Raw genomic sequence first — 22,120 nt, 5'->3', positions numbered from 1 at the left:
CGCGCGTCCGGCATCGGGATATGGAACATTGGGACGTCTTTTATCATCAACTGGACCGGTATGACTTTGCAAAATTCAGCAAAGTTATTGTCGGACTTTCCGGTGGTAGCGACAGCCTCGCGCTCACGCTTGCGGCAAATTCCTATCTGGCTGAAAAACATCCGTCGTGTGAATTGATCGCAGTGACGGTTGATCATGGTTTGCGTGAGGAGGCCCGCGCGGAGGCGGTTAAAGTCGGCCAAATTTGCCAAGCGCATGATATCCATCACGAGATTGCACCGTGGGAGGGCGAGAAGCCTAAGTCCGGTATTCAGCAAAAAGCCCGTGAAGCCCGTTACCGGTTGCTCAGTGCCGCAGCACAGCGGCACAACACAGCGCTCGTGCTCATTGCCCATAATAGGGGCGATGATCTTGAAACCAGAGCGATGCGCGCTCAAAGACAAAATAAAAACGAGGTTGCACACGGCATCAGCGAAGCCACGCTTTACCGTTGTGAAACATGGTTTGTGCGGCCTTTTTTAAATCTGGAAAAGGCACAGCTTCAGGATTTTTTGCGGGCGAATAATGTGACGTGGATTGAAGATCCATCTAACAAGGACCGCCGCTTTGAACGGGTACGCACACGGCAGGATATGGGCGAAACCGCATCCGGCGATCATTTGCAGACGTCTGATGTTTATCCTGAGAAAGAGCTCTGCGCCTTTATGGCTGATGCAGACAATGTTGACTTTCACGATGGGGATCGCCGCGTTGTTGTTCAGAATTTCAGCGCCGATAATGCGGTACATTATGAAGCGTTGCGTATTTTGTTGTCATTGGTGGGTGCAACGGCCTATCTGCCTTCTCAAAACGCTGTGCGTGAAGCGGTGGCCACTCTTTTTCAATTTTCGGATAATGGCCGTAAATTCACCTTAAATGGATGCTTAATGACAAAAGACAGGGGCGGAATTGCGCTGCAATGCGAAGCACGAAACCGACGTGATGGCCAATTTGGTTTTGATCACATTTTAACGAGCCGCTATTACGAAATTGCCTTGGTTTTGCGCGAGCGGCGCGGACTATCGCGCTTGCCCCCTTTGCCGATGCGCTAACCATTATATTCATTTGTGTGCGACGCGTTGACCAATATGGTGTATTTTGTGGCCTAAGCGCTTGGCAAAGCGGCTTCTGGCTCCTATCTTTGTCTAAACAATGAAGTTCAAGTGCGCCTGTGCGTGCAAGTCTGGAAAAGAAATGAACCCCAATTACCGTAATTTTGCCTTATGGGCCGTAATCGCAATTATGCTGATCGCCCTGTTTAACATGTTTCAATCGCCCAGTGAGACGACTGCGACACGTGACGTTTCGTACACTCAATTTCTGGAAGATGTTTCATCTGGCCGTGTGAAATCTGTGACGATTACAGGCGAACGTATTGTTGGCACATATGGTGATACCAATGTGACTTTCCAGACATATTCGCCGGGCGATACCGGTCTTGTTCAGCGCCTCGAAGACCGGGGCGTGGAAATCCGTGCGCGGCCTGAAAATGACGGCTCCGGCTCTTTCACGGCAATTTTATTGTCATGGCTGCCGATGATCATCATTCTTGGTGTCTGGATTTTCTTCATGCGCCAAATGCAGGGCGGAGGTTCCAAGGCAATGGGCTTTGGCAAATCCAAGGCCAAGCTTTTGACCGAAGCGCATGGCCGCGTGACATTTGCCGATGTTGCCGGTGTTGATGAAGCCAAGCAGGATCTTGAAGAGATCGTCGAGTTCTTGCGCGACCCTCAAAAATTCCAGCGCCTTGGCGGCAAGATTCCGCGCGGCTGTCTGCTTGTCGGCCCTCCAGGTACAGGTAAAACCTTGCTTGCGCGTTCGGTGGCCGGTGAAGCTGAAGTGCCGTTCTTCACAATTTCCGGTTCTGACTTTGTTGAAATGTTTGTCGGCGTTGGCGCGAGCCGCGTGCGCGATATGTTTGAACAGGCCAAAAAGAACTCGCCTTGTATTATCTTTATCGACGAGATCGACGCTGTTGGCCGCCATCGTGGTGCGGGCCTTGGCGGCGGCAATGACGAGCGCGAGCAAACGCTCAACCAGTTGCTGGTGGAGATGGACGGCTTTGAAGCCAATGAATCTGTTATTCTGATTGCCGCGACCAACCGTCCGGACGTGCTTGACCCTGCGCTTATGCGTCCTGGCCGTTTTGACCGTCAGGTGGTTGTGCCGAACCCGGATGTTGATGGCCGCGAGAAAATCCTGAAAGTGCATGTGCGCAATGTGCCGCTTGCGCCGAATGTCGATCTGAAGGTGATTGCACGCGGAACGCCGGGCTTTTCCGGTGCCGATCTGATGAACCTTGTCAACGAATCTGCTTTGCTGGCCGCACGCCGTAACAAGCGTCTTGTGACCATGCAGGAATTCGAGGACGCAAAAGACAAGATCATGATGGGCGCGGAACGCCGCTCCAACGCGATGACAGAGGAAGAAAAAACGCTGACAGCTTATCATGAGGCGGGTCATGCGATTACCGCTGTTAAAGTGCCATCTGCCGATCCTTTGCACAAAGCAACAATCATTCCGCGCGGCCGTGCGCTGGGTATGGTGATGCAATTGCCTGAGGGCGATAAATATTCAATGAGCTACAAATATATGATCTCGCGTCTGATCATTATGATGGGTGGCCGTGTTGCCGAGGAAATCAAATTCGGCAAGGAGAATATTACATCAGGCGCATCATCGGATATCGAGCAGGCGACAAAGCTTGCACGCGCTATGGTCACGCAATGGGGCTTTTCCGACAAGCTCGGTCAGGTTGCCTATGGTGAAAACCAGCAGGAAGTGTTCCTTGGCCATTCGGTGGCGCAGTCCAAAAACGTGTCTGAATCAACAGCGCAGATTATCGACAGTGAAGTGCGCCGTCTGGTGGATGACGCTTACGCCGAAGCGCGGCGCATTCTGACAGAGTATAAAGATGAGTGGATTGCGATTGCTGAAGGTCTGCTGGAATATGAAACGCTGACAGGCGCGGAAATCCAACAGATCATGGCCGGTGAGAAACCTTCCCGTGATCAGGGCGATGATTCGCCGCCATCACGCGGCTCTGCTGTTCCCAAGGCCGGTAAAGGCCGCCGTAAGGGCGATGAGCCGGATGCAGGCATGGAACCGCAGCCGCAAAATTAACAATCGTCACATTTCGTGATTGATATTTACCGTATTGGATGAATTAGGCCGCGAAAGCGGCCTTTTTCGTATATATTGGCAAAACTTGATTTTTAGATTCGATCTTTTGTATAGCGGGAAACCGGCAACATCTCGGGGAAATAAATGACACGGAAATATTTTGGTACGGATGGCATTCGTGGCAAGGCTAATACTTTCCCTATGACACCTGAAATTGCGATGAAGGTCGGTATGGCGGCCGGTGTTGCGTTTCAACGCGGTAAATATCGCCACCGTGTTGTAATTGGCAAGGATACGCGCCGTTCAGGCTATATGCTCGAAAACGCAATGGTTGCAGGTTTTACCGCTGCAGGTATGGACGTCTTCCTGCTTGGTCCGGTGCCTACGCCGGCCGTGGCCATGCTGACACGAAGCCTGCGTGCGGACATCGGTGTGATGATTTCCGCTTCCCATAATTCGTTTGAAGACAATGGTATCAAGCTCTTTGGCCCTGACGGCTATAAGCTTTCTGATGAGCTGGAGCTAAAGATTGAACGATTGCTAGATGAAGATTTGTCCGGCTATTTGAGAGAGTTCGGCGATATTGGCAAGGCGCAGCGTGTTGAAGGCGATCTTTACCGCTATATCGAATTTGCCAAGCGCACATTCCCGCGCAAAATGACATTGTCAGGGATGCGTGTTGTTATCGACTGTGCCAATGGTGCCGCTTATAAAGCCGCGCCTGCTGCTCTTTGGGAACTGGGTGCGGAAGTCGTGACCATCGGCGACAAGCCCAATGGTATCAACATCAACGAAGATTGCGGATCAACAAAACCCGGCGCTCTTTCACGCAAAGTGCAGGAAGTGCGCGCCGACCTTGGTATCGCGCTGGACGGCGATGCGGATCGCCTGGTGCTGGTTGATGAAAAGGGCACTGTTGTCGATGGCGATCAGGTCATGGCAACTATCGGACAGAGCTGGCACAAGGATGACCGTCTTCAGGGCGGGGGAATTGTTGCCACGGTGATGTCCAATCTCGGGCTCGAGCGCTTCTTAAAAGATGAAGGCATTAACCTTGCGCGCACGAAAGTCGGTGACCGTTTCGTGGTCAGCCATATGCGCGAAAACGGCTATAATGTCGGCGGAGAGCAATCCGGCCATATTGTTTTGTCTGATTACGCAACAACCGGCGATGGTTTGATTTCTGCTTTGCAGATGCTCGCTTGTCTTAAAAACTCGGACAAGCCGGCAAGTGAAGCGTTCCGCAAATTTGAACCGGTACCGCAACTGTTAAAGAATGTGCGTTTTGACGGTGGTACACCGCTTGAAGACAAGCTGGTTAAAGATGCTATTGAAACCGCGGAAGCCGAACTTGGCGACACCGGTCGTTTGGTTATCAGGGCATCGGGTACCGAACCTCTAATCCGCGTTATGGCGGAAGGTGATGACCGCACGCTGGTCAATAATGTCGTCACATCGCTTGCTGATTTGATCGGAACGGTTAAAGCTCCTGCGTAAGATTGCCTGTTCTAAAACGGGATAATTGCTTCGTTAAATGCTGCGCGGAGCAGATTTCCCATGCCGCTTCGTTTAATTCTGTCATTTATTGTGACAGTCACACGCGTGCGTGATTTTCTGCAACTATATGTAATTAAACATCAAAAACCATTATAGGTTATAAATGCATAAGAAACATGGTGAAGAATTACAGTAAAAAAACACGGTTAAGTGCGTTTTAACCATTCCCCATCATGATGTCCTCAAGCGCAGCTATTTGCCCGTTTGTAAAGTTTAGGGCTTTTGAGGAATTGATTATGAAAAACGCAGTTAAATTACTGACCGCTGGTTCAGCCATTGCAATGGTCATGACCGCTTCTGCATTTGCAGCGGATATCTATGAGCCGCCGGTTGTCGAAACGCCCGTATATGAAGTGCCTGAAAGCCTGCCGGCAAGTGTCTCCGGCTGGTACATCCGCGGTGATGTCGGCTATTCATGGAGCGAGTATCGCGGTGCCATTTATGGTACGCCAGGCGGTACAAACAGACTGTACGGCGAAGTCGACGAATCCTTCTTTCTTGGCGGTGGTGTCGGTTATCAGATCAACAGCTATCTGCGCACGGATTTGACACTCGATTATGATTTCGAGTCAGACTTTAACGGTTACACGCGTGGCACATGTGGTGCTGCTGGCGGTGGTGCTTGTGTATCAACCGACATCTCAAGCTTCTCTGCCCTGACAGTTATGGCCAATGCCTATATCGACCTTGGCACATATGCAGGCTTTACGCCTTATGTGGGTGCCGGTATCGGTGGTGCTCATGTAAAGTGGAATAATTTGAGCAACACAGCGTGTGATGCGACAAATGCAGCAAACTGTGATCCTACCGTTATCCATGACGGTGAAGCTGAATGGCGCTTTGCCTATGCGTTGATGGCTGGCTTCTCCTATGACATTTCCCATAAGCTCGCTGTTGATCTTGGTTACCGTTATAAGAAAATTGAAGGCGGCGGCCAGTTTGGTTTCGCCAGCGGTACCGGCCCTGGCTACGACTACGGCTTTGAACAGCATCAGATTCGTGCGGGTCTTCGCTATAAATTCGGCGGCACCAGCTATCAGGAACCAGTTCCGGTGTATCAGCCTGAGCCGGCCGTTTACAAATAATATCACTTAGGTGATCCAAAAGCCGGTTCTTTGAACCGGCTTTTTTCGTTTCTGGCAGATGAAACGCTCTTTTATGAATAAGTTCAAAAGTCATCTTGACGGCGCTTGTGCTTTCGCAGTATCGGGAGGGCAGGCCACCTCTCCCTAACGAGAGGCTTACTATCTGGAAGGATAGACAGATGACAAAGACGACTACACCGGACAACCGTCCGGCGAACCCTAATTTTTCTTCAGGACCATGCTCAAAGCGTCCTGGCTGGTCAGCCGCTAAACTTGATGCGCAGGCCCTTGGAAGATCCCACCGCTCCAAAATCGGCAAGTCAAAACTCGCGCAGGCGATCGATCTGACGCGCGACGTTTTGCAGGTGCCTGATGATTACCGCATTGGCATTGTTCCGGCATCGGATACTGGTGCCGTGGAAATGGCCATGTGGTCATTGCTTGGTGAGCGCGGCGTTGACATGGTTGCATGGGAAAGCTTCGGCGCAGGCTGGGTGACCGATGCGGTCAAACAGCTCAAGCTCGATAATTGCCGCAAGATCGAAGCCGGTTACGGCGATTTGCCGGATTTGAACCAGATCAATTTCGACAATGACGTGGTGTTTACTTGGAACGGAACGACCTCCGGCGTACGGGTTCCCAACGGCGATTTCATTCCCGCTGACCGCAAAGGTCTGACAATTTGCGATGCGACTTCTGCTGCATTTGCACAGGATCTGGCATTTGACAAACTCGATGTTGTGACATTTTCCTGGCAAAAAGCGCTGGGCGGCGAGGGTGCGCATGGCGTTCTGATCCTGTCACCGCGCGCTGTTGAGCGGCTTGAAAACTACACACCGGCATGGCCGTTGCCGAAAATCTTCCGCCTGACAAAAGGCGGCAAGCTGATCGAGGGTATCTTCAAAGGCGAAACCATCAACACACCGTCAATGCTGGCTGTTGAAGACGCCATTGATGCGCTTGAATGGGCAAAATCCGTTGGCGGCCTTAAAGGCATGATGGATCGTGCGGATGCCAATTTTGCGGCCATCCAGAATTATGTCGACAGTGTTGACTGGTTGGAAAACCTTGCCGTTGATCCGGCCACACGGTCGAACACATCAGTATGTTTGAAAATCACCGATCCTGCTGTTCAGGCTTTGCCGGATTACGAGCAGGCCGCATTTGCCAAGGCGATTGTGTCGGCGCTCGATAAAGAAGGCGTAGCCTATGACATCGGTGCCTACCGCGATGCGCCGTCGGGTCTTCGTATCTGGGCGGGTGCCACGGTGGAAACATCCGATCTTAAAGCGCTGATGCCGTGGATCGGCTATGCGTTCGAAGCTCAAAAAGCACAGCTTTCGCAAGCTGCCTAATTTTACCGGTGGCCTCTTGGCCGCCGCTCTTCTCCCAAGATAAATTTTGTAATGGAGGCCAAAACAATGGCTGCACCTAAAGTACTTGTATCTGACAAACTGTCTGAAACCGCTGTCCAGATCTTCCGTGATCGCGGCATTGATGTCGATTTTATGCCTGATGTTGGCAAAGACAAAGAAAAGCTTTTGAGCATTATCGACCAGTATGACGGTCTTGCTATCCGCTCGGCGACAAAAGCAACGGAAAAGCTGATTGAAGCGGCAAGCAAACTGAAAGTTATCGGCCGCGCTGGTATCGGTGTCGATAATGTCGATATTCCAGCGGCATCGCGCAAAGGTATCATCGTGATGAATACGCCTTTCGGCAACTCAATCACGACGGCCGAACACGCGATTGCGTTGATCTTTGCCGTTGCCCGCCAATTGCCAGCCGCCGATACGTCGACGCGCGCAGGCAAGTGGGAAAAATCCAAATTTATGGGTGTCGAGATTACCGGCAAAACGCTCGGCGTTGTTGGTTGCGGTAATATTGGTGCTGTGGTTGCGAGCCGCGCTATCGGTTTGAAAATGAACGTCGTTGCGTTTGACCCGTTCCTTTCAGAAGAACGTGCCGTGAAGCTTGGCGTTGAAAAAGTGGAGCTGGATGAGCTGCTTGCGCGTGCCGATTTCATCACGTTGCACACACCGATGACGGACAAAACGCGCGGCATCATCAATGCTGACGCATTTGCAAAAATGAAAGACGGTGTTCGCATTGTAAACTGTGCGCGAGGTGGTCTGATTGTTGAAGCCGATCTGGCCGAAGCGCTGAAATCGGGTAAAGTAGCCGGCGCCGGTATTGATGTTTTTGAAACGGAACCGGCAACGGAAAACCCGCTATTCGACTTGCCGAATGTTGTGTGTACACCGCATTTGGGTGCGTCCACATCTGAAGCACAGGAAAATGTTGCTTTGCAGGTTGCCGAACAAATGTCTGATTATCTGCTCAAAGGCGCTGTTTCCAACGCGATCAACATGCCTTCCATTACGGCTGAAGAAGCACCGGTTCTCAAACCATTCGTCAAGCTGGCAGAAGTGCTCGGCTCGTTTGTTGGTCAGGCAACCGAAAGCGCCATTCAGGAAGTTGAAATCCTGTTTGACGGTTCTGTGTCCACAATGAACACGAAGGCGCTGATCAGTGCTGCGCTTGCCGGACTTATCCGTCCGCAGGTTTCTGATGTGAACATGGTTTCCGCACCTATCATGGTCAAAGAACGCGGTATTCAGGTTTCGGAAGTCAAGCGTGACAAGTCCGGCGTTTTCGACGGCTATATCAAGCTGACTGTTAAAACCGCCAACCAGACGCGGTCTATCGCGGGTACATGTTTTACCGATGGCAAGCCTCGCTTTATCCAGATCAAGGATATCAACCTTGAGGCAGAAATCGGCCAGCACATGATCTACATGACCAACAATGACACGCCGGGCATTATCGGTTTGCTGGGTACTATTTTCGGTAACAACAACGTCAATATCGCGAACTTCCAGCTTGGCCGTAAGGATCAGGGCGGTGATGCAATCGCTCTCCTTTATGTCGATGGGCCGGTGCCGGAATCAGTGCTGGATGAAGTGCGTGCGCATAAACAAATCATCTCTGCGAAGGCATTGAAATTTGATGTTTGACTGCATCTGATATTGCGATGCACAAAAAAAGTGATCGGCGCTCCTATGTCAGGGGCGCCTTTTTTATGCTATGAAATTTGTGCTTGGTGGTTGCCCGGACGCAAAATAAAATGGGCATAATTATACTACCTCAGTTTGCGGTCTGACGTCAGCCGCCAAGCTTATTTCATTGCATCAGTATAGCTTTTGCGCCGCGCGCTTTATTGGCTTTTCATGAGCGAACTCACATCGATTATTGTTCCGTCCGGGTCTTTGACCAGCATTCTTCGCTGCCCATAAGGGGTGTCTGCAGGCGGTTCGATGATTGGTGCGCCAAGGCTTTGGGCTTTTGCAAATATCGCTTCGACATCTTCCACCACGAACGTGATGATGACACCTTGGGGCGCGGCGGCGACTGACGTTGGAACGATGGCGTTGTCGCGGTCAAGAATACCAAATTCCAGATTTGGCAAATTGGCGTGGGTCAGAATTACGAACCAGTCGGAGTCAAAATGGCGTTTCATGCCAAGAAGCTCCTGATAGAAGTTTGCAGACGCGTTGACGTCAGAACTTAAGATATTGGTGAATGCCCGGTTCATCACTAATCTTCCCATTGATGCCCGATCTCAAGAATGAACGCGGTACCGCGCTTGTTCTAATGCATTAACGCGGTACATCGGGTGCATTTCTATGTGCTTTGCGCCCGCTGGTTTCAGCGATCCAAATACCGCCAATCACCAGCGCCATGGCGATGGCGTGATAAAGACCAAAAACCTCGCCAAGCAAAACGACAGCCAGTACGGTGCCGATGATCGGCACCAGATTGATAAATATGCCCGCACGGTTGGCACCAATAAGGTCAATTCCTTTAATCCAGAGCACCTGTGCAATAATGGCGGGGAAAATCGCGGTGTAAAAGCCGATTGCCCATCCTTGTGCATCGGGCAGGATGCCGATAGGGCTTTGCAATTCGAAATAGGCAAAGGGCAGGGATACGATAAAGGCGGCAATCGCCATCGTGGTCATCAGGGATTTCCAATGTAAATCCGGTTTGTAGCGCAAGATCACCGAATAGGCGGCATAGGCAAGAACGCCGATCCCCATGAACATATCGCCCTTGTTGATCTCAAGTGCAGCCAGACGTTCCAAGCTGCCGTTTGAAGCCACTATAGCAACGCCGATCAAAGACAGTGTGAAACCGAAGATCTGCAGTGCGCTGACGCGCATTCGGAACAGGATAAAATTGCCGATGAAAATAACCGCCGGTACGGCAGCCTGTTCGATGGCCACATTAATGACTGACGTATGATTGAGCGCTGAATAAAGGCTGACGTTGAAAACGGTAAACCCCAATGCGCCATAAGTGAACAGCAGCGGCAAATGCGGCCTGATAATATGACGGTCCTGCCAGAATTGCTTGCCGCCGATTAAGAGCAGCAACGATACGGCCACGCCCCACCGCACCGTGGTAAGAACCATCGGTGAGATATGTCCGACAGCCAGCTTTCCAGCAACGGCATTACCGCCCCAGAACAAGGTTGTCAGCAGCAGGAAGATGTAAGCGTTTTTGTTGTTTTGCACGGAGTGGCCTTGCGTCTGGCAGGAGGAAATATGCTCTAAATGACATTTATGCCTGTTTATGCCAGAAAAAACAGTGTTGAAAGTGCCTGAACAAGCGCATTGGACTTACGCTTTGCTTTAATGAAAGCTATAGACCGCGCGTTAAGTCTTTTTAATGAATTTTTACGCCGGAGTTTTTGATGGCAAATGTTGTGGTGGTTGGCTCCCAATGGGGTGATGAAGGTAAAGGCAAGATTGTCGATTGGCTTTCGGAACGCGCTGATGTTGTCGTACGTTTTCAGGGCGGTCACAATGCCGGTCATACCTTGGTTGTAGGCGGCAATGTCTATAAGCTCTCGCTCCTGCCTTCCGGCGTGGTGCGCGGAAAACTGTCGGTGATCGGTAACGGTGTGGTTTTTGACCCGCACGCTTTTGTGGCCGAAGTAAACCGTCTGGCAGAGCAGGGCGTTAAGATAACGTCCGATGTTTTGAAAATTGCCGAAAACACACCACTGATTTTGTCTTTGCACCGCGAATTGGATGGCTTCCGCGAAGACGCCGCGTCCAATTCGGGCACGAAGATCGGCACAACCCGCCGTGGTATTGGCCCTGCCTATGAGGACAAAGTAGGCCGCCGTGCCGTGCGCGTGATGGACCTTGCCAATCAGGATACGCTACCTGCCAAGGTGGACCGTCTTTTGACCCACCATAATGCGCTGCGCCGTGGGCTTGGCCATCCAGAAGTCACGCATGAGACGATCATGGAAGAATTGATGTCGATTGCCGACGAGATTTTGCCTTATATGGATAAAGTCTGGAAAGTGCTCGACGACAAGCGCCGCGCCGGTAACCGTATTCTGTTTGAAGGCGCGCAGGGCACACTGCTTGATGTCGATCATGGCACATATCCGTTCGTGACGTCCTCGAACGTGGTGGCGGGGCAGGCGGCGGCCGGTTCCGGCATGGGGCCGAACGCCATTGATTATGTGCTCGGCATTACAAAGGCTTATACAACTCGCGTGGGCGAAGGACCGTTTCCGACTGAGCAGCTTAACGATGTTGGCGAACACCTTGGCACCAAGGGGCATGAGTGGGGTACGGTGACATCGCGCAAGCGCCGTTGCGGCTGGTTTGATGCGGTGCTTGTGCGTCAGTCATGTGCCGTCAATGGCATTACAGGTATCGCGCTGACCAAGCTTGATGTGCTTGACGGTATGGACGAAATCAAGGTCTGTGTCGGTTATGAACTTGATGGTGAGCGGATTGATTATCTTCCGGCCAGTCAGGGCGCGCAGGCGCGTGTTGTGCCGATTTATGAAACACTGGAAGGTTGGAGCGGTACGACCGCCGGTGCGCGCTCATGGAACGATCTGCCCGCTCAGGCCGTTAAATATGTGCGCCATATTGAAGAATTAATCGGTGCGCCGGTCGCTTTGTTGTCAACTAGTCCTGAACGTGACGACACGATACTTGTTACGGACCCGTTTCAGGATTAGGTTTACCCTACGAACGAGAACCTTACCGGATTGAATTTATGGCAGATTTCGCAGCAGTAATCAGAAAAACACTCGGTAATATGAGTGAGACAACACCTGAATTGCGTGCAAAAGTCTATGACAAGGCGCGGGCAACTGTAAGAAAACAGATCGATGCACTGGAGAAAACACCTCCACAGGCAGCGATTGACCGTCAGTTTGCCAAGCTTGAAGATGCAATCCGTGCGGTAGAGGCAGACTATAGTGCGCCCGCAGAGCAGGAAATTGCGCCGGAACCGGTAACTGCAGCGCCCAGCGTTCCGCAGCCGGAAGAACCTGCGCCTACCGCTCCGCCTGAAGTTCCGGTCGAGCCGGAACCGGCGCCCGTGGTGCCTGAGCCGGAAGTACCAACCGAGCCAGAGCCGACACCTGCCGAGCCTGAACCGGAGGTGCCGACTGAACCAGAGCCAACACCTGCCGAGCCAGAGCCTGAAGTTCCCGCCGAACCGGAGCCCGCGCCCGCAGAGCCTGAGCCGGAGTTTCCCGTCGAACCTGAGCCAACTCCGACTGAGCCGGAGCCCGTCATAACGCCGTCATATGATCCGCAGCCGGAGGTGCCGGATACAAGTTCAGAATCAGAAACTGATGCGCCACTTCCTTCGCGTTTGGAAGTCAATGAAACAGATCATGTGGTGGCGCAGGATCAGGTTACAGATATCCCTGAACTTGCAGAAGAACAAAATGACGAAGCTCTGCCTGCTGATACTGTTTCACCGGAATACCCTGATGCTGATCAGCCGGAAGACACTGTCGAAGCTGTTGATGATGTTTCCGAAGGCAATATTATTGCCGATGGCGCTATCAGCGCGGATAAGGCAATTGACGATGTCTCATCTGCTCCGGCCGAGACTCCGTTCTCAGATTTCGTTGAAAGTGCCAATGCAGAAACCGATGATAGCGTCGATGATGCAGGCGCCAGCGTTGACGAAATCAACAAAACCATTGGCGAATTGTTTGCCGGTACTACACCGGAACCGGAACCCGAGTCTGAAAAATCAATGCCGGTGGCAGACAGTGATCCGCGGGCCGAGTTTTTAAAAGAGCAGGAAGCTGACTACAGCAACGATACGCAGGATTTTGCCGTTTCGGTGGATTCACAAACCGATGATGTTACCGCCAGCTTTGAGCCGGTGGTGGAAACCGGTAGTGATGATCCGGGTACGGTTGAAGGCGAGCGCCGCGAAAGCGCTGCTGGTATTCCGCCTTTGGTTCCTTCTGATCAAGAAGAGAAAAAAGGTGGCGGTACCAAGAAAGCGGCAATCGCGATTGTCGTTTTGGCGCTGCTGGCTGGCGGCGCATATGCCGCTTATGAGAAGAGAGACCAGCTTACTGCCTTCTATAATGAGTCGGCTTTGCCATGGTGGCAGGATCTAACCGGCGGTGAGGCTGGTACAGATATTGGTGATGCGGCAACGACAGGCGAAGAGGGCGGTGTTCCGGTTCGCACGGTCACGAGCACACCGGTAGAAAACGGTGAGCAAGCGAGCCAAGAGGAAGTCGCAGCCGCAGAAAACGAGGTAACGCCTCCGCTGGTTGAGGACGTGAGCGAAGCGGACGAAACGACAACCAAATTCACCCAGCGTCTGACAGAGGATGGAACGGAGATCGACGAAGGCCCGATTGAAGGTGTCGCTGACGACAGTTCCAACGAAGGCAGTTCCGTCGCGTCTCAAACAGCCGGTACAGCAAACAATGATCCGCAGAGCGCAGACGCTACGGACGATGCAAATGCGCCCGATGCAACGGCTGAAACGCCGGCAACGCCGATTGGCCAGCGGGCAATTTTTTATGAAGAGCGCACAGGCTCGCAGGACGGTACCGCGCTTGCCGGTGCAACTGTGTGGACTGTTGTCAATGAATCGCCTGGCGGAGAACTGCCAGTCGAACCTGCGATCCGTGCTGAAACGTCCATTCCTGAGCTTGGCTTGAAGATGGAAATGACGATCCGCCGCAATGGGGACAGCACATTTCCGGCAAGTCATATCATTGAATTGTTCTTCCGTGTGCCGGAGAATTTTGCCGGACGCGGCATTGCCGATGTTCAGCGTGTGACGTTCAAAACCAATGAGCAGGATCCGGGCAACGCCTTGATTGCTGTGCCTGCACCGCTTGATCAGAATATCTTCCTGATTGCGCTGACCGATGCGACAACGGCAGTTGAAACCAATGTGCAATTGATGACACGTGAAAACTGGATTGATATTCCGATGCAGTACACGAATGGCCGGCGCGCGCTGATTACTTTGGAAAAAGGTATTCCGGGCGAGCGGGTTTTCAACGAGGTCTTTGCCGCTTGGGAAGCTGCCCCGATCGAGAATTAAGGCTTAATTACAAACTGATATAAAAAGCCCCGCATGATGAAAATCAGCGGGGCTTTGATTTGTTATGAGGCAGTTATTGTTTTACTGCGCTTCGATCTGTTTTTGCGGCGCGGCCAATTCTGCTGCGGCAGCGACCATTGCTTCCTGAACTTTTTCGAATGCGCGTACTTCAATCTGGCGTACGCGTTCACGCGAAATGTTGAACTCTTGGCTCAAATCTTCAAGCGTAACAGGGTCTTCGGACAAGCGGCGCGCGCGGAAAATCCGCTGCTCGCGTTCGTTCAGAACCTCGATCGAATCGTTCAGCATTGAACGGCGGTGATCCAGTTCGTCTTCTTCAACGAGCATTTCCTCTGCACTGTCTGATTCATCAACCAGCCAGTCCTGCCACTGACCGCTTTCACCTTCTGCATTACGCAGTGGCGCATTAAGCGATGCATCGCCGGAGAGGCGCTGGTTCATAGACAGCACTTCTTCTTCTGTCACTTTCAGATCAGTCGCGATTTTCTGGACCTGTTCTTCGTTCAGATCGTGTTCGCCAAGGGCCTGAATACGGTTCTTGGCTTTGCGAAGATTAAAGAACAGCCGCTTTTGGTTGGCAGTTGTGCCCATTTTCACAAGGCTCCAAGAGCGCAATACATATTCCTGTATGGAGGCTTTAATCCACCACATGGCATAGGTTGCCAATCTGAAACCCCGTTCCGGGTCGAATTTTTTAACAGCCTGCATCAGGCCGACATTGCCTTCGGACACAACTTCGCCAATCGGCAGGCCATAGCCGCGATATCCCATCGCAATCTTGGCCACCAAGCGCAAATGGCTTGTCACCATGCGGTGCGCAGCCTCGGTATCGTCATGTTCGTGATAGCGTTTTGCCAGCATATATTCTTCATCAGGCTGTAGCATAGGAAACCGGCGGATTTCCTCCATATAACGGGCCAAGCCGTCTGCGCCGCCTGAAAGGCTGGGTAAAGTGTTTGGTTGGGTCAATGCAGCACCCCTTTTCTTCTATTTTTGCTTCCGCCCGATTGCGGCAAGCACCGGTCATCGCGTCTGTCAAAGCCCGCTAAACCGGCAAAATGTTTACTAGCACATTATGTTCATTTTGAGATGTAATATCTCGTGAACACTCATTCAATGTTTTGTGAACTGTTTTGTTCCCGCTTGTTATCAATGGCAGTGGTGGCCTCTTACCTTAATCCGGTAATCGCACCTGCATCTCCATTTCTATCAGCAAGTCGGCGCCGGCAAGCGCCCCAACTCCGATGCCCGTCAGTGAAGGTGCCGCATCGCCGCAGAACGCTTTAAAATGGTTCACGGTGCTTGCTAGACGTTCATCATTAAGGCCGACTACATATACGCGCGCGATAGCAATGTCTTCGGGGGCCGCGCCTATTGCTGCCAGTGCGTTTGCTGCCTTACGCATGACTTGTGCAGCCTGACCGTCGAAATCCTTTGGTGTAGGCAAGCCGTTCTCGGCTGTGGCGACCTGTCCCGATACAAAGGCCATTTTCCCGGCCTCTGCAATTGATATCTGGCTGTAGCCGATTGAACTGGCGTCTGGGAGTTCCGGCGGATTAAGGCGTGTCATTTGTGCTGTCATGTTTTTTGCTCTTTTTGCAGGGCAGGCGTTGTTGGCTTTGCATCTTTTTCAAAGACAGCCGGATAGATAACATTGTAGATAAGTGATAGAAGATCATTTTATTGATCAGTGCCATGAGCATAATTCATGAATAAGCGAAATCAACTTGATGCGTTGGCGGCTTTACGGCTGATTGTGGACAAAGGTAGCTTCACGCGCGCGGCAGCAGAGCTGGGCATTACCCAGTCGGCGCTTAGTCATTCAATCCGTAAACTTGAAAAGAGTTTGGGCCAAAGGTTGTTGGCGCGTACCACACGCGCAGTTTCGCCAACAGCGGCAGGTGCAGCGCTTCTTGGCCGTCTCGGTCCGGCATTTGATGAGATTGATCTGGCGCTGCATGAGTTGGAGGCGGGGGAAGGTCAAATTTCAGGACCGGTTCGCCTGACGATGGGGCGCGATGCGGCAGAATTGCTGGTCATGCCGATGCTGGCAGAATTTCGTCTTGCGCACCCTGCTGTCCAGATTGAGATTTCAGTCAGTGATGCGCTGATAGATGTGGTTGAGGGGCGGTTTGATGCCGGAATACGTCTTGGTAGCAAGCTGGAGCAGGACATGATTTCCCGCAAGTTGACAGGTGACGTTCAGCCGGTTGTTGTCGGTGCACCGTCCTATTTCGAACAATATGGGCGGCCGCAGACGCCGGATGTGCTTGGCAGCCATCTTTGTATTGGTTACCGCATGCACAGCGCTGGCCGGATTTTTCCGTGGGTCTTTCAAGGCGCGACGGGCAGAGTTGAGCAAAGGGACGCCATGCAACTGGTTTTTAATGACGGCGCTTTGGTGAGGCAGGCCGCCGTTGAAGGGTTGGGGCTGGCCTATCTTTGGCGGCACATGGTGCGGGACGAACTTGGATCCAAACGGCTGGAAGCTGTTCTGGATGATCAGCTTTCGCCCTTGCCGGGATTTTACCTATATTATCCGGCGCGTGATTTGTCGCCCGCCATGGCGGCTTTTGCCGATGCGCTTACACAGCATAGCCGCAAGATGTTCGGTGAAACACTTTGATGCGCCGGTGTTAATTCCAACTCACTGAAAATGCCTGCATGACTTCCTGCATGTCTTCCGGCGGATCGCTTTCAAGGGTAAGTATTTCGCCCGTTTTCGGGTGCTTAAAAGCCAATAGCCGCGCATGGAGGGATTGCCTGCGGAATTTATTTGCGGCTGACTGCGCCGGTTCAGGCAATATATTGGCTTTCGTGCGAAAGCCTGCGCCATAGACATCATCCCCGATCAGCGGGTGGCCGATATGGGCCATATGAACGCGGATTTGGTGTGTCCTGCCTGTTTCCAGTTCGCAATTAATAAGGCTAGCGACCTGATCTGTTCCGTCTTTGGGGCCATAGCGCTCCATGATTTGCACATGTGTGACCGCATGGCGTGCGCCCGGCCTGTTCTCATTGACAACGGCCTGTTTTGTGCGGTCACCGTCGCCGCGGCCCAGATATGTTTCAATGCGCAATTTTTGCTGCTGGGGCGCGCCCCAAATGATGGCGGTGTAGACACGGCGCATTGCCCCGGTGCGGCCATGGTCTGCAAATTGGGATGATAGATGCCGGTGTGCGGCGTCATTTTTGGCAACGACCATCACGCCGCTGGTTTGCTTGTCGAGCCGGTGAACAATGCCCGGCCGTTTGATGCCGCCAATGCCGGATAGTGTATCACCGCAGTGGTGAATGAGCGCATTGACCAATGTGCCGTTTAAATTGCCTGCGCCGGGATGCACAACCATGCCGGCAGGCTTATCGATGACAATAAGGTCATTGTCCTCAAACAATACATTTAGGGGAATGTCTTCAGCTACCGGATCGGGATCGCCAGCCTCCGGCACGACAAAGAGCGCTTTATCGCCAGCGGCAATTTTCTTTTTTGGCTGCGTGACGGTTTCACCGTTTAATTTGACATGGCCGTCTTCAATAATCGCTTTGATGCGGTTACGCGAGATGTCCTGATGCGTGATCGCTGACAGCCACTGATCCAGCCGCAAGCCATTATGTGCATCTTTGGCGATGAACTCTTCCATTTTACTTCAACCTTGCTTAAGTCAGCGTTCTTATATCGGAAAAGTGACATAGAGCTATGGCTGAAATTAAATTGGATAAAGAAGAAGAAAAACCGCTCGATCCGGCAGCCGAGCGGCTGCGGCGGAAGATGGTGCGCCTGATGGCGGTCTCCATTGGTACGATGTTTATTGCGGTTTTCGCGGTGCTTTTTGCCATTGTTTACAAGATGAATAATGCGGCTGATACAGCGCAAATGATTGAAGCGGATATAAAAATACCTGAAACTTTCGTTGTAGAAAGCGTGGATGTGGATGGTGATTTGGTCATTATTTATGCAAAAACGCCGCAAAATGGCGCAAAAATACTCTTTTTTGACAAGTTTTCGGGTAGTCCACGTGGAAATTTAAATCTTCGCTAGACATCTGAAATTCATGCTCTACGTTGACGCTGAGGGCGTGAGAATGCGGGGGCCGTTTTGGCTATCTTTGCTTCGAACGAATTTGTGGATTATGTATTGAATCCCACAAGGGCAGCAGGCTTTGATGCTGCGGGAATGGAGAAGAATGTCAAATACAAGAGGTGCGTCAGTAGTTTTTGACGGCGTGCAGAAAAGTTATGACGGCGAAAACCTCGTCGTAAAAAACCTTAATCTTGATATCGCCCAAGGCGAATTTCTTACAATGCTCGGGCCATCAGGCTCCGGAAAAACGACCTGCTTGATGATGCTCGCAGGCTTCGAGCCCGCCACACACGGCGAAATCTATCTTAATGGTAATCCCATTAATAATGTGCCGCCTCACAAACGCGGTATCGGCATGGTTTTCCAGAATTATGCCCTTTTCCCCCACATGTCAGTGGCTGAGAATCTGGCGTTTCCGCTAAAAGTGCGCGGTATGGGTAAATCCGAAAGCGAAGACCGGATAAAACGTGCTCTTGAAATGGTGGAGCTGGGTGAATTCGGTTCACGCCGTCCGGCGCAATTGTCCGGTGGCCAGCAGCAGCGTGTTGCTGTTGCGCGGGCGCTGGTTTTTGATCCCGAACTGGTATTGATGGATGAGCCTTTGGGCGCGCTTGATAAGCAGCTGCGTGAACAAATGCAGTATGAAATCAAGCATATTCATGACAATCTGGGTGTCACTGTTGTTTATGTTACGCATGACCAGACAGAAGCTTTGACCATGTCTGACCGTGTGGCGGTCTTTAATGATGGTATTATCCAGCAATTGTCACCGCCGGATGTTCTCTATGAAAGCCCGGATAACTCTTTCGTTGCCCAGTTTATCGGTGAAAACAACAAGCTTGCCGGCAGCGTTGTGGAAATTAACAAGGACATTTGCACCGTCAAACTTGATGACGGCACGCTGGTTAAGGCCGATCCGGTCAATGTTCATAATGTGGGCGACAGAACGTCCGTATCATTGCGCCCGGAGCGTATCGAAGTTGCACCGGATAATTCTCCGAACAACCTCGTGGACGGCAAGATTGAAGAGATGATCTATCTTGGCGACCACATTCGTGTTCGCATGAATGTTGCCGGCAATAATGAATTCATCGTCAAAGTGAGAAACCGCCGTGACAAACGGCCGATCTCGGCAGGCGATGTTGTGAAGGTTGGCTGGGATGCCGCCGACGCTAAAGCTCTAGACGAAGCTGTCTAAGCTTTTATCAAACCTGTTTGCGGCAGGTTAGCCGCAATCAACCAACTACAGACGTATAACTTCTAACTGTAGAAACTATTGGGAGACTTTTATGAAACATAAATCATTACTACTTGCAGCCGCTGCTTCAACAGCACTGTTTTCATCGACAGCAATCGCGCAGGAAAACCTGGCTGAAGCGCCATGTGAAGGCTGTGCGGAAGAGATGACACTTGTCTCTTGGGGCGGTGCTTACCAGCAATCACAGCTTAAAGCCTATGTTGAGCCTTATGTTGCTGCGACAGGCGTCAAAGTTTCTTTTGACGAGTCTTCTGCTGAAGCGACAGCGAAGCTTCGTGCGATGAATGAAGCTGGTAACGTGACTTGGGATGTTGTTGATGTTGTTGCATCTGACGCTATCCGTCTTTGCGACGAAGGTCTTGCGGCTGAGCTCGACCCGGCAACGGACCTTGCAGAGGCACCGGACGGCACATCAGCTGAAGATGACTTCGGCAACCTACGCGTGAACGAGTGCTTTATCCCGCAGATCGTTTACTCAACAACAATCGGTTACCGCACAGACATGGTTGGCGACAACCCGCCAACAGAAATCTGCGATATCTTCGATACAGAAGCATATCCAGGCAAACGTGCTCTTCAGAAGCGTCCAATCGACAACCTTGAGTGGGCAACTTATTGTAACGGTACGCCAAAAGAAGAAATCTACGAAGTGCTCAGCACAGATGAAGGCGTTCAGGCTGCTTTCGACAAGCTTAGCACAATCAAAGATGATGTTGTCTGGTGGACAGCCGGTGCGGAAACACCACAGCTTCTCGCTGACGGTGAAGTTGTGATGGGTTCAACATTTAACGGTCGTCTTTTCTCTGCGATTGTTGAGCAGGACCAGCCAATCGGCATGATGTGGGACATGCAGTCATTTGACCTTGATGGCTGGATCATTCCTGCAGGTCTTGAAGAATCACGCATGAAACGCGCGAAACACTTCCTGAAATTTGCGACTGACACACAGCGTCTCGCAGACCAGGCCAAGTACATTTCTTACGGCCCTGCGCGTAAATCTTCTGCACCACTTGTTGGCAAGCATGAAGAACTCGGCATCGACATGGCACCACATATGCCAACAGATCCGGCTAACGCGGGCAACGTCCACAACTATGACTACACATGGTGGGCTGACAACCGTGACGATCTGGATGCGAAATTCCAAGCGTGGCTTGCTCAGTAAGCTGATTTGAAAATCGGGATGCGGCGCCTCAGCCGCATCCCAAACTGTTAATGCAATTTAGTTAGGTATTCCATGAGCAGCTCCGAAACCTTGAGTGTCGAAGAACAGTTGGCCGCAGGCCAGTCTGATGACGGTATTGTGCGGGCTGCTGATGGAACTCCTTTAAAGGCACGGCTTGCAAAAGCGTTGCGCCGCGAAAAGCTGCGCTCGTTTCTGATGATTTCGCCTTTGCTGCTGTTTATTGTTTTTAGTTTCCTTTTGCCAATTGGCGATATGTTGTTCCGATCAGTTGAAAACCAGATCGTGCAAAACACACTTCCAACGGTGGTTGAAGAACTTGAGCGCTGGGATCCGGCTTCCGGTGAACTGCCCGATGAGGAGACATTTGCCGCGCTTGCCAAAGACCTTAAAGTTGCTGTCGAAGAGCGTATCCACACCCGTTTAGGCAGCCGCTTGAACTATGAGGAATCCGGATTTTCCGGCCTTTTCCGTACAACTGGACGTGCTGTGAAGAAAATGGAATCCGGGCCATACAAAGCCCAGTTTATTGAGGCGGACAAAGATTGGGGCGAGCTTCGAACCTGGGTTATTCTGGACAGTTTTAAAGCGCCTTATACATCGGGTTATTTCTTAAGCGCTGTTGATGCTGAAAACACGGCTGAAGGCGTGCAGATGAAGCCAGAAAACGAGCGCATTTACTTACAATTGTTCATGCGCACGCTCTGGATGTCTCTGGCGATTACATTCATGTGTCTGCTTCTTGGTTATCCGGTGGCTTATCTGCTTGCGCAATTGCCCGCACGCACATCCAATTTGTTGATGATCCTTGTGCTGCTGCCGTTCTGGACTTCGTTGCTGGTGCGTACATCCGCGTGGAAAGTGCTGCTTCAGGGGCAGGGGGTTATCAATGACATATTGGTTTGGATCGGCATTGTAGACGATGCAAGCCGACTGGTTTTGATCAATAACCAGCTGGGTACAATCATTGCGATGACGCATATCCTGCTGCCGTTTATGATCTTGCCGCTTTACTCGGTTATGAAGACGATCTCGCCAAGTTATGTGCGCGCTGCAAAAAGTATGGGTGCCAATGACTGGACCGCGTTCTGGAAAGTCTATTTTCCGCAATCAGTGCCGGGCATCGGTGCGGGCGCGATCCTCGTATTTATTCTGGCGATTGGTTACTACATCACGCCGGCACTCGTGGGCGGTACGAGCGGTATCTTTATTTCAAACCGTATCGCGTTCCACATTTCGACGAGCTTGAACTGGGGCCTGGCCGCCGCATTGGGAGCCATATTGCTGGTTCTCGTTCTCCTGCTCTTTTACATCTATGACAAAATTGTCGGCATCGACAATGTGAAGTTGGGGTAAACAAA

General features: G+C 51.6%; 18 protein-coding genes. 13 read left to right on the top strand and 5 right to left on the bottom strand.

Features of this window, described 5'->3' with window-relative positions:
* The first annotated feature begins 20 nt into the window (after positions 1–20).
* From tilS to serA, 6 genes are all read left to right on the top strand, one after another.
* Positions 21–1,091: a tRNA lysidine(34) synthetase TilS gene (gene tilS, locus SU32_RS10415; RefSeq protein ID WP_053999302.1), complete on the top strand. Its 1,071-nt coding sequence runs from the start codon at positions 21–23 to the stop codon at positions 1,089–1,091.
* Between the two features lie 142 nt (positions 1,092–1,233).
* A complete protein-coding gene (ftsH, locus tag SU32_RS10410; protein ID WP_053999301.1) occupies positions 1,234–3,162 on the top strand; it encodes an ATP-dependent zinc metalloprotease FtsH in 1,929 nt (642 codons plus the stop codon).
* 144 nt (positions 3,163–3,306) lie between these two features.
* Positions 3,307–4,659: a phosphoglucosamine mutase gene (glmM, locus tag SU32_RS10405; RefSeq protein WP_053999300.1), complete on the top strand. Its 1,353-nt coding sequence runs from the start codon at positions 3,307–3,309 to the stop codon at positions 4,657–4,659.
* Between the two features lie 296 nt (positions 4,660–4,955).
* On the top strand, positions 4,956–5,804 hold the full coding sequence (locus SU32_RS10400; RefSeq protein ID WP_053999299.1) for an outer membrane protein: 849 nt from the start codon (positions 4,956–4,958) through the stop codon (positions 5,802–5,804).
* 179 nt (positions 5,805–5,983) lie between these two features.
* Entirely contained in the window at positions 5,984–7,159 is a 1,176-nt protein-coding gene (locus SU32_RS10395; RefSeq protein WP_053999298.1) for a phosphoserine transaminase, read from the top strand.
* 66 nt (positions 7,160–7,225) lie between these two features.
* Positions 7,226–8,821, top strand: coding sequence for a phosphoglycerate dehydrogenase (gene serA / locus SU32_RS10390; protein ID WP_211097741.1), 1,596 nt, complete (start codon positions 7,226–7,228; stop codon positions 8,819–8,821).
* 200 nt (positions 8,822–9,021) lie between these two features.
* Here serA and SU32_RS10385 read toward each other — a convergent pair whose 3' ends face one another.
* Together SU32_RS10385 and SU32_RS10380 are read right to left on the bottom strand one after the other, a co-directional pair.
* Positions 9,022–9,399: a VOC family protein gene (locus SU32_RS10385; RefSeq protein WP_082376637.1), complete on the bottom strand. Its 378-nt coding sequence runs from the start codon at positions 9,397–9,399 to the stop codon at positions 9,022–9,024.
* A 64-nt stretch (positions 9,400–9,463) separates the two neighbouring features.
* A complete protein-coding gene (locus tag SU32_RS10380; protein WP_053999295.1) occupies positions 9,464–10,381 on the bottom strand; it encodes a DMT family transporter in 918 nt (305 codons plus the stop codon).
* 179 nt (positions 10,382–10,560) lie between these two features.
* Between SU32_RS10380 and SU32_RS10375 the strand changes: the two genes are divergently transcribed.
* Both SU32_RS10375 and SU32_RS10370 read left to right on the top strand, forming a co-directional pair.
* Positions 10,561–11,856 (top strand): adenylosuccinate synthase, encoded by a 1,296-nt coding sequence (locus SU32_RS10375; RefSeq protein ID WP_053999294.1) that lies wholly within the window; start codon positions 10,561–10,563, stop codon positions 11,854–11,856.
* Positions 11,857–11,894: 38 nt separating this feature from the next.
* Positions 11,895–14,216 (top strand): hypothetical protein, encoded by a 2,322-nt coding sequence (locus SU32_RS10370; protein WP_053999293.1) that lies wholly within the window; start codon positions 11,895–11,897, stop codon positions 14,214–14,216.
* Positions 14,217–14,297: 81 nt separating this feature from the next.
* Here the strand turns inward: SU32_RS10370 and rpoH are convergent, their stop codons facing one another.
* Together rpoH and SU32_RS10360 are read right to left on the bottom strand one after the other, a co-directional pair.
* The gene (gene rpoH / locus SU32_RS10365; RefSeq protein WP_082376635.1) at positions 14,298–15,206 is read right to left on the bottom strand and encodes an RNA polymerase sigma factor RpoH; all 909 of its coding nucleotides are present in this window, start codon (positions 15,204–15,206) and stop codon (positions 14,298–14,300) included.
* 205 nt (positions 15,207–15,411) lie between these two features.
* Positions 15,412–15,819, bottom strand: coding sequence for a RidA family protein (locus SU32_RS10360; protein ID WP_053999292.1), 408 nt, complete (start codon positions 15,817–15,819; stop codon positions 15,412–15,414).
* Between the two features lie 126 nt (positions 15,820–15,945).
* Between SU32_RS10360 and SU32_RS10355 the strand changes: the two genes are divergently transcribed.
* Entirely contained in the window at positions 15,946–16,863 is a 918-nt protein-coding gene (locus SU32_RS10355; protein ID WP_053999291.1) for a LysR family transcriptional regulator, read from the top strand.
* 10 nt (positions 16,864–16,873) lie between these two features.
* Here SU32_RS10355 and SU32_RS10350 read toward each other — a convergent pair whose 3' ends face one another.
* A complete protein-coding gene (locus tag SU32_RS10350; protein WP_053999290.1) occupies positions 16,874–17,878 on the bottom strand; it encodes an RluA family pseudouridine synthase in 1,005 nt (334 codons plus the stop codon).
* Positions 17,879–17,934: 56 nt separating this feature from the next.
* Between SU32_RS10350 and SU32_RS10345 the strand changes: the two genes are divergently transcribed.
* The 4 genes from SU32_RS10345 (at position 17,935) to SU32_RS10330 (ending at position 22,115) form a co-directional block, all read left to right on the top strand.
* On the top strand, positions 17,935–18,276 hold the full coding sequence (locus SU32_RS10345) for a hypothetical protein (protein WP_053999289.1): 342 nt from the start codon (positions 17,935–17,937) through the stop codon (positions 18,274–18,276).
* 145 nt (positions 18,277–18,421) lie between these two features.
* Positions 18,422–19,516, top strand: a complete 1,095-nt coding sequence (locus SU32_RS10340; protein WP_053999288.1) for an ABC transporter ATP-binding protein — start codon at positions 18,422–18,424, stop codon at positions 19,514–19,516.
* Between the two features lie 91 nt (positions 19,517–19,607).
* The gene (locus SU32_RS10335) at positions 19,608–20,741 is read left to right on the top strand and encodes an extracellular solute-binding protein (protein WP_053999287.1); all 1,134 of its coding nucleotides are present in this window, start codon (positions 19,608–19,610) and stop codon (positions 20,739–20,741) included.
* A 72-nt stretch (positions 20,742–20,813) separates the two neighbouring features.
* Positions 20,814–22,115, top strand: coding sequence for an ABC transporter permease (locus tag SU32_RS10330; RefSeq protein ID WP_053999286.1), 1,302 nt, complete (start codon positions 20,814–20,816; stop codon positions 22,113–22,115).
* The last annotated feature ends 5 nt before the right edge of the window (positions 22,116–22,120 follow it).

The sequence above is a fragment of the Ahrensia marina genome (genome assembly GCF_001293565.1).
GTDB classification, from domain to species: domain Bacteria; phylum Pseudomonadota; class Alphaproteobacteria; order Rhizobiales; family Rhizobiaceae; genus Ahrensia; species Ahrensia marina.
This window is presented reverse-complemented; position numbering and strand designations above follow the sequence as displayed.

Bases quoted from the DNA above. Each gene is read 5' to 3' on its own strand.
- serA (WP_211097741.1), top strand. From the start codon at position 7,226: ATGGCTGCACCTAAAGTACTTGTATCTGACAAACTGTCTGAAACCGCT.
- SU32_RS10370 (WP_053999293.1), top strand. From the start codon at position 11,895: ATGGCAGATTTCGCAGCAGTAATCAGAAAAACACTCGGTAATATGAGT.
- SU32_RS10385 (WP_082376637.1), bottom strand. From the start codon at position 9,399: ATGAACCGGGCATTCACCAATATCTTAAGTTCTGACGTCAACGCGTCT.
- glmM (WP_053999300.1), top strand. From the start codon at position 3,307: ATGACACGGAAATATTTTGGTACGGATGGCATTCGTGGCAAGGCTAAT.
- SU32_RS10350 (WP_053999290.1), bottom strand. From the start codon at position 17,878: ATGGAAGAGTTCATCGCCAAAGATGCACATAATGGCTTGCGGCTGGAT.
- SU32_RS10360 (WP_053999292.1), bottom strand. From the start codon at position 15,819: ATGACAGCACAAATGACACGCCTTAATCCGCCGGAACTCCCAGACGCC.
- SU32_RS10355 (WP_053999291.1), top strand. From the start codon at position 15,946: ATGAATAAGCGAAATCAACTTGATGCGTTGGCGGCTTTACGGCTGATT.
- tilS (WP_053999302.1), top strand. From the start codon at position 21: ATGGAACATTGGGACGTCTTTTATCATCAACTGGACCGGTATGACTTT.
- SU32_RS10345 (WP_053999289.1), top strand. From the start codon at position 17,935: ATGGCTGAAATTAAATTGGATAAAGAAGAAGAAAAACCGCTCGATCCG.
- SU32_RS10335 (WP_053999287.1), top strand. From the start codon at position 19,608: ATGAAACATAAATCATTACTACTTGCAGCCGCTGCTTCAACAGCACTG.
- ftsH (WP_053999301.1), top strand. From the start codon at position 1,234: ATGAACCCCAATTACCGTAATTTTGCCTTATGGGCCGTAATCGCAATT.
- SU32_RS10330 (WP_053999286.1), top strand. From the start codon at position 20,814: ATGAGCAGCTCCGAAACCTTGAGTGTCGAAGAACAGTTGGCCGCAGGC.
- SU32_RS10400 (WP_053999299.1), top strand. From the start codon at position 4,956: ATGAAAAACGCAGTTAAATTACTGACCGCTGGTTCAGCCATTGCAATG.
- SU32_RS10340 (WP_053999288.1), top strand. From the start codon at position 18,422: ATGTCAAATACAAGAGGTGCGTCAGTAGTTTTTGACGGCGTGCAGAAA.
- SU32_RS10395 (WP_053999298.1), top strand. From the start codon at position 5,984: ATGACAAAGACGACTACACCGGACAACCGTCCGGCGAACCCTAATTTT.
- SU32_RS10375 (WP_053999294.1), top strand. From the start codon at position 10,561: ATGGCAAATGTTGTGGTGGTTGGCTCCCAATGGGGTGATGAAGGTAAA.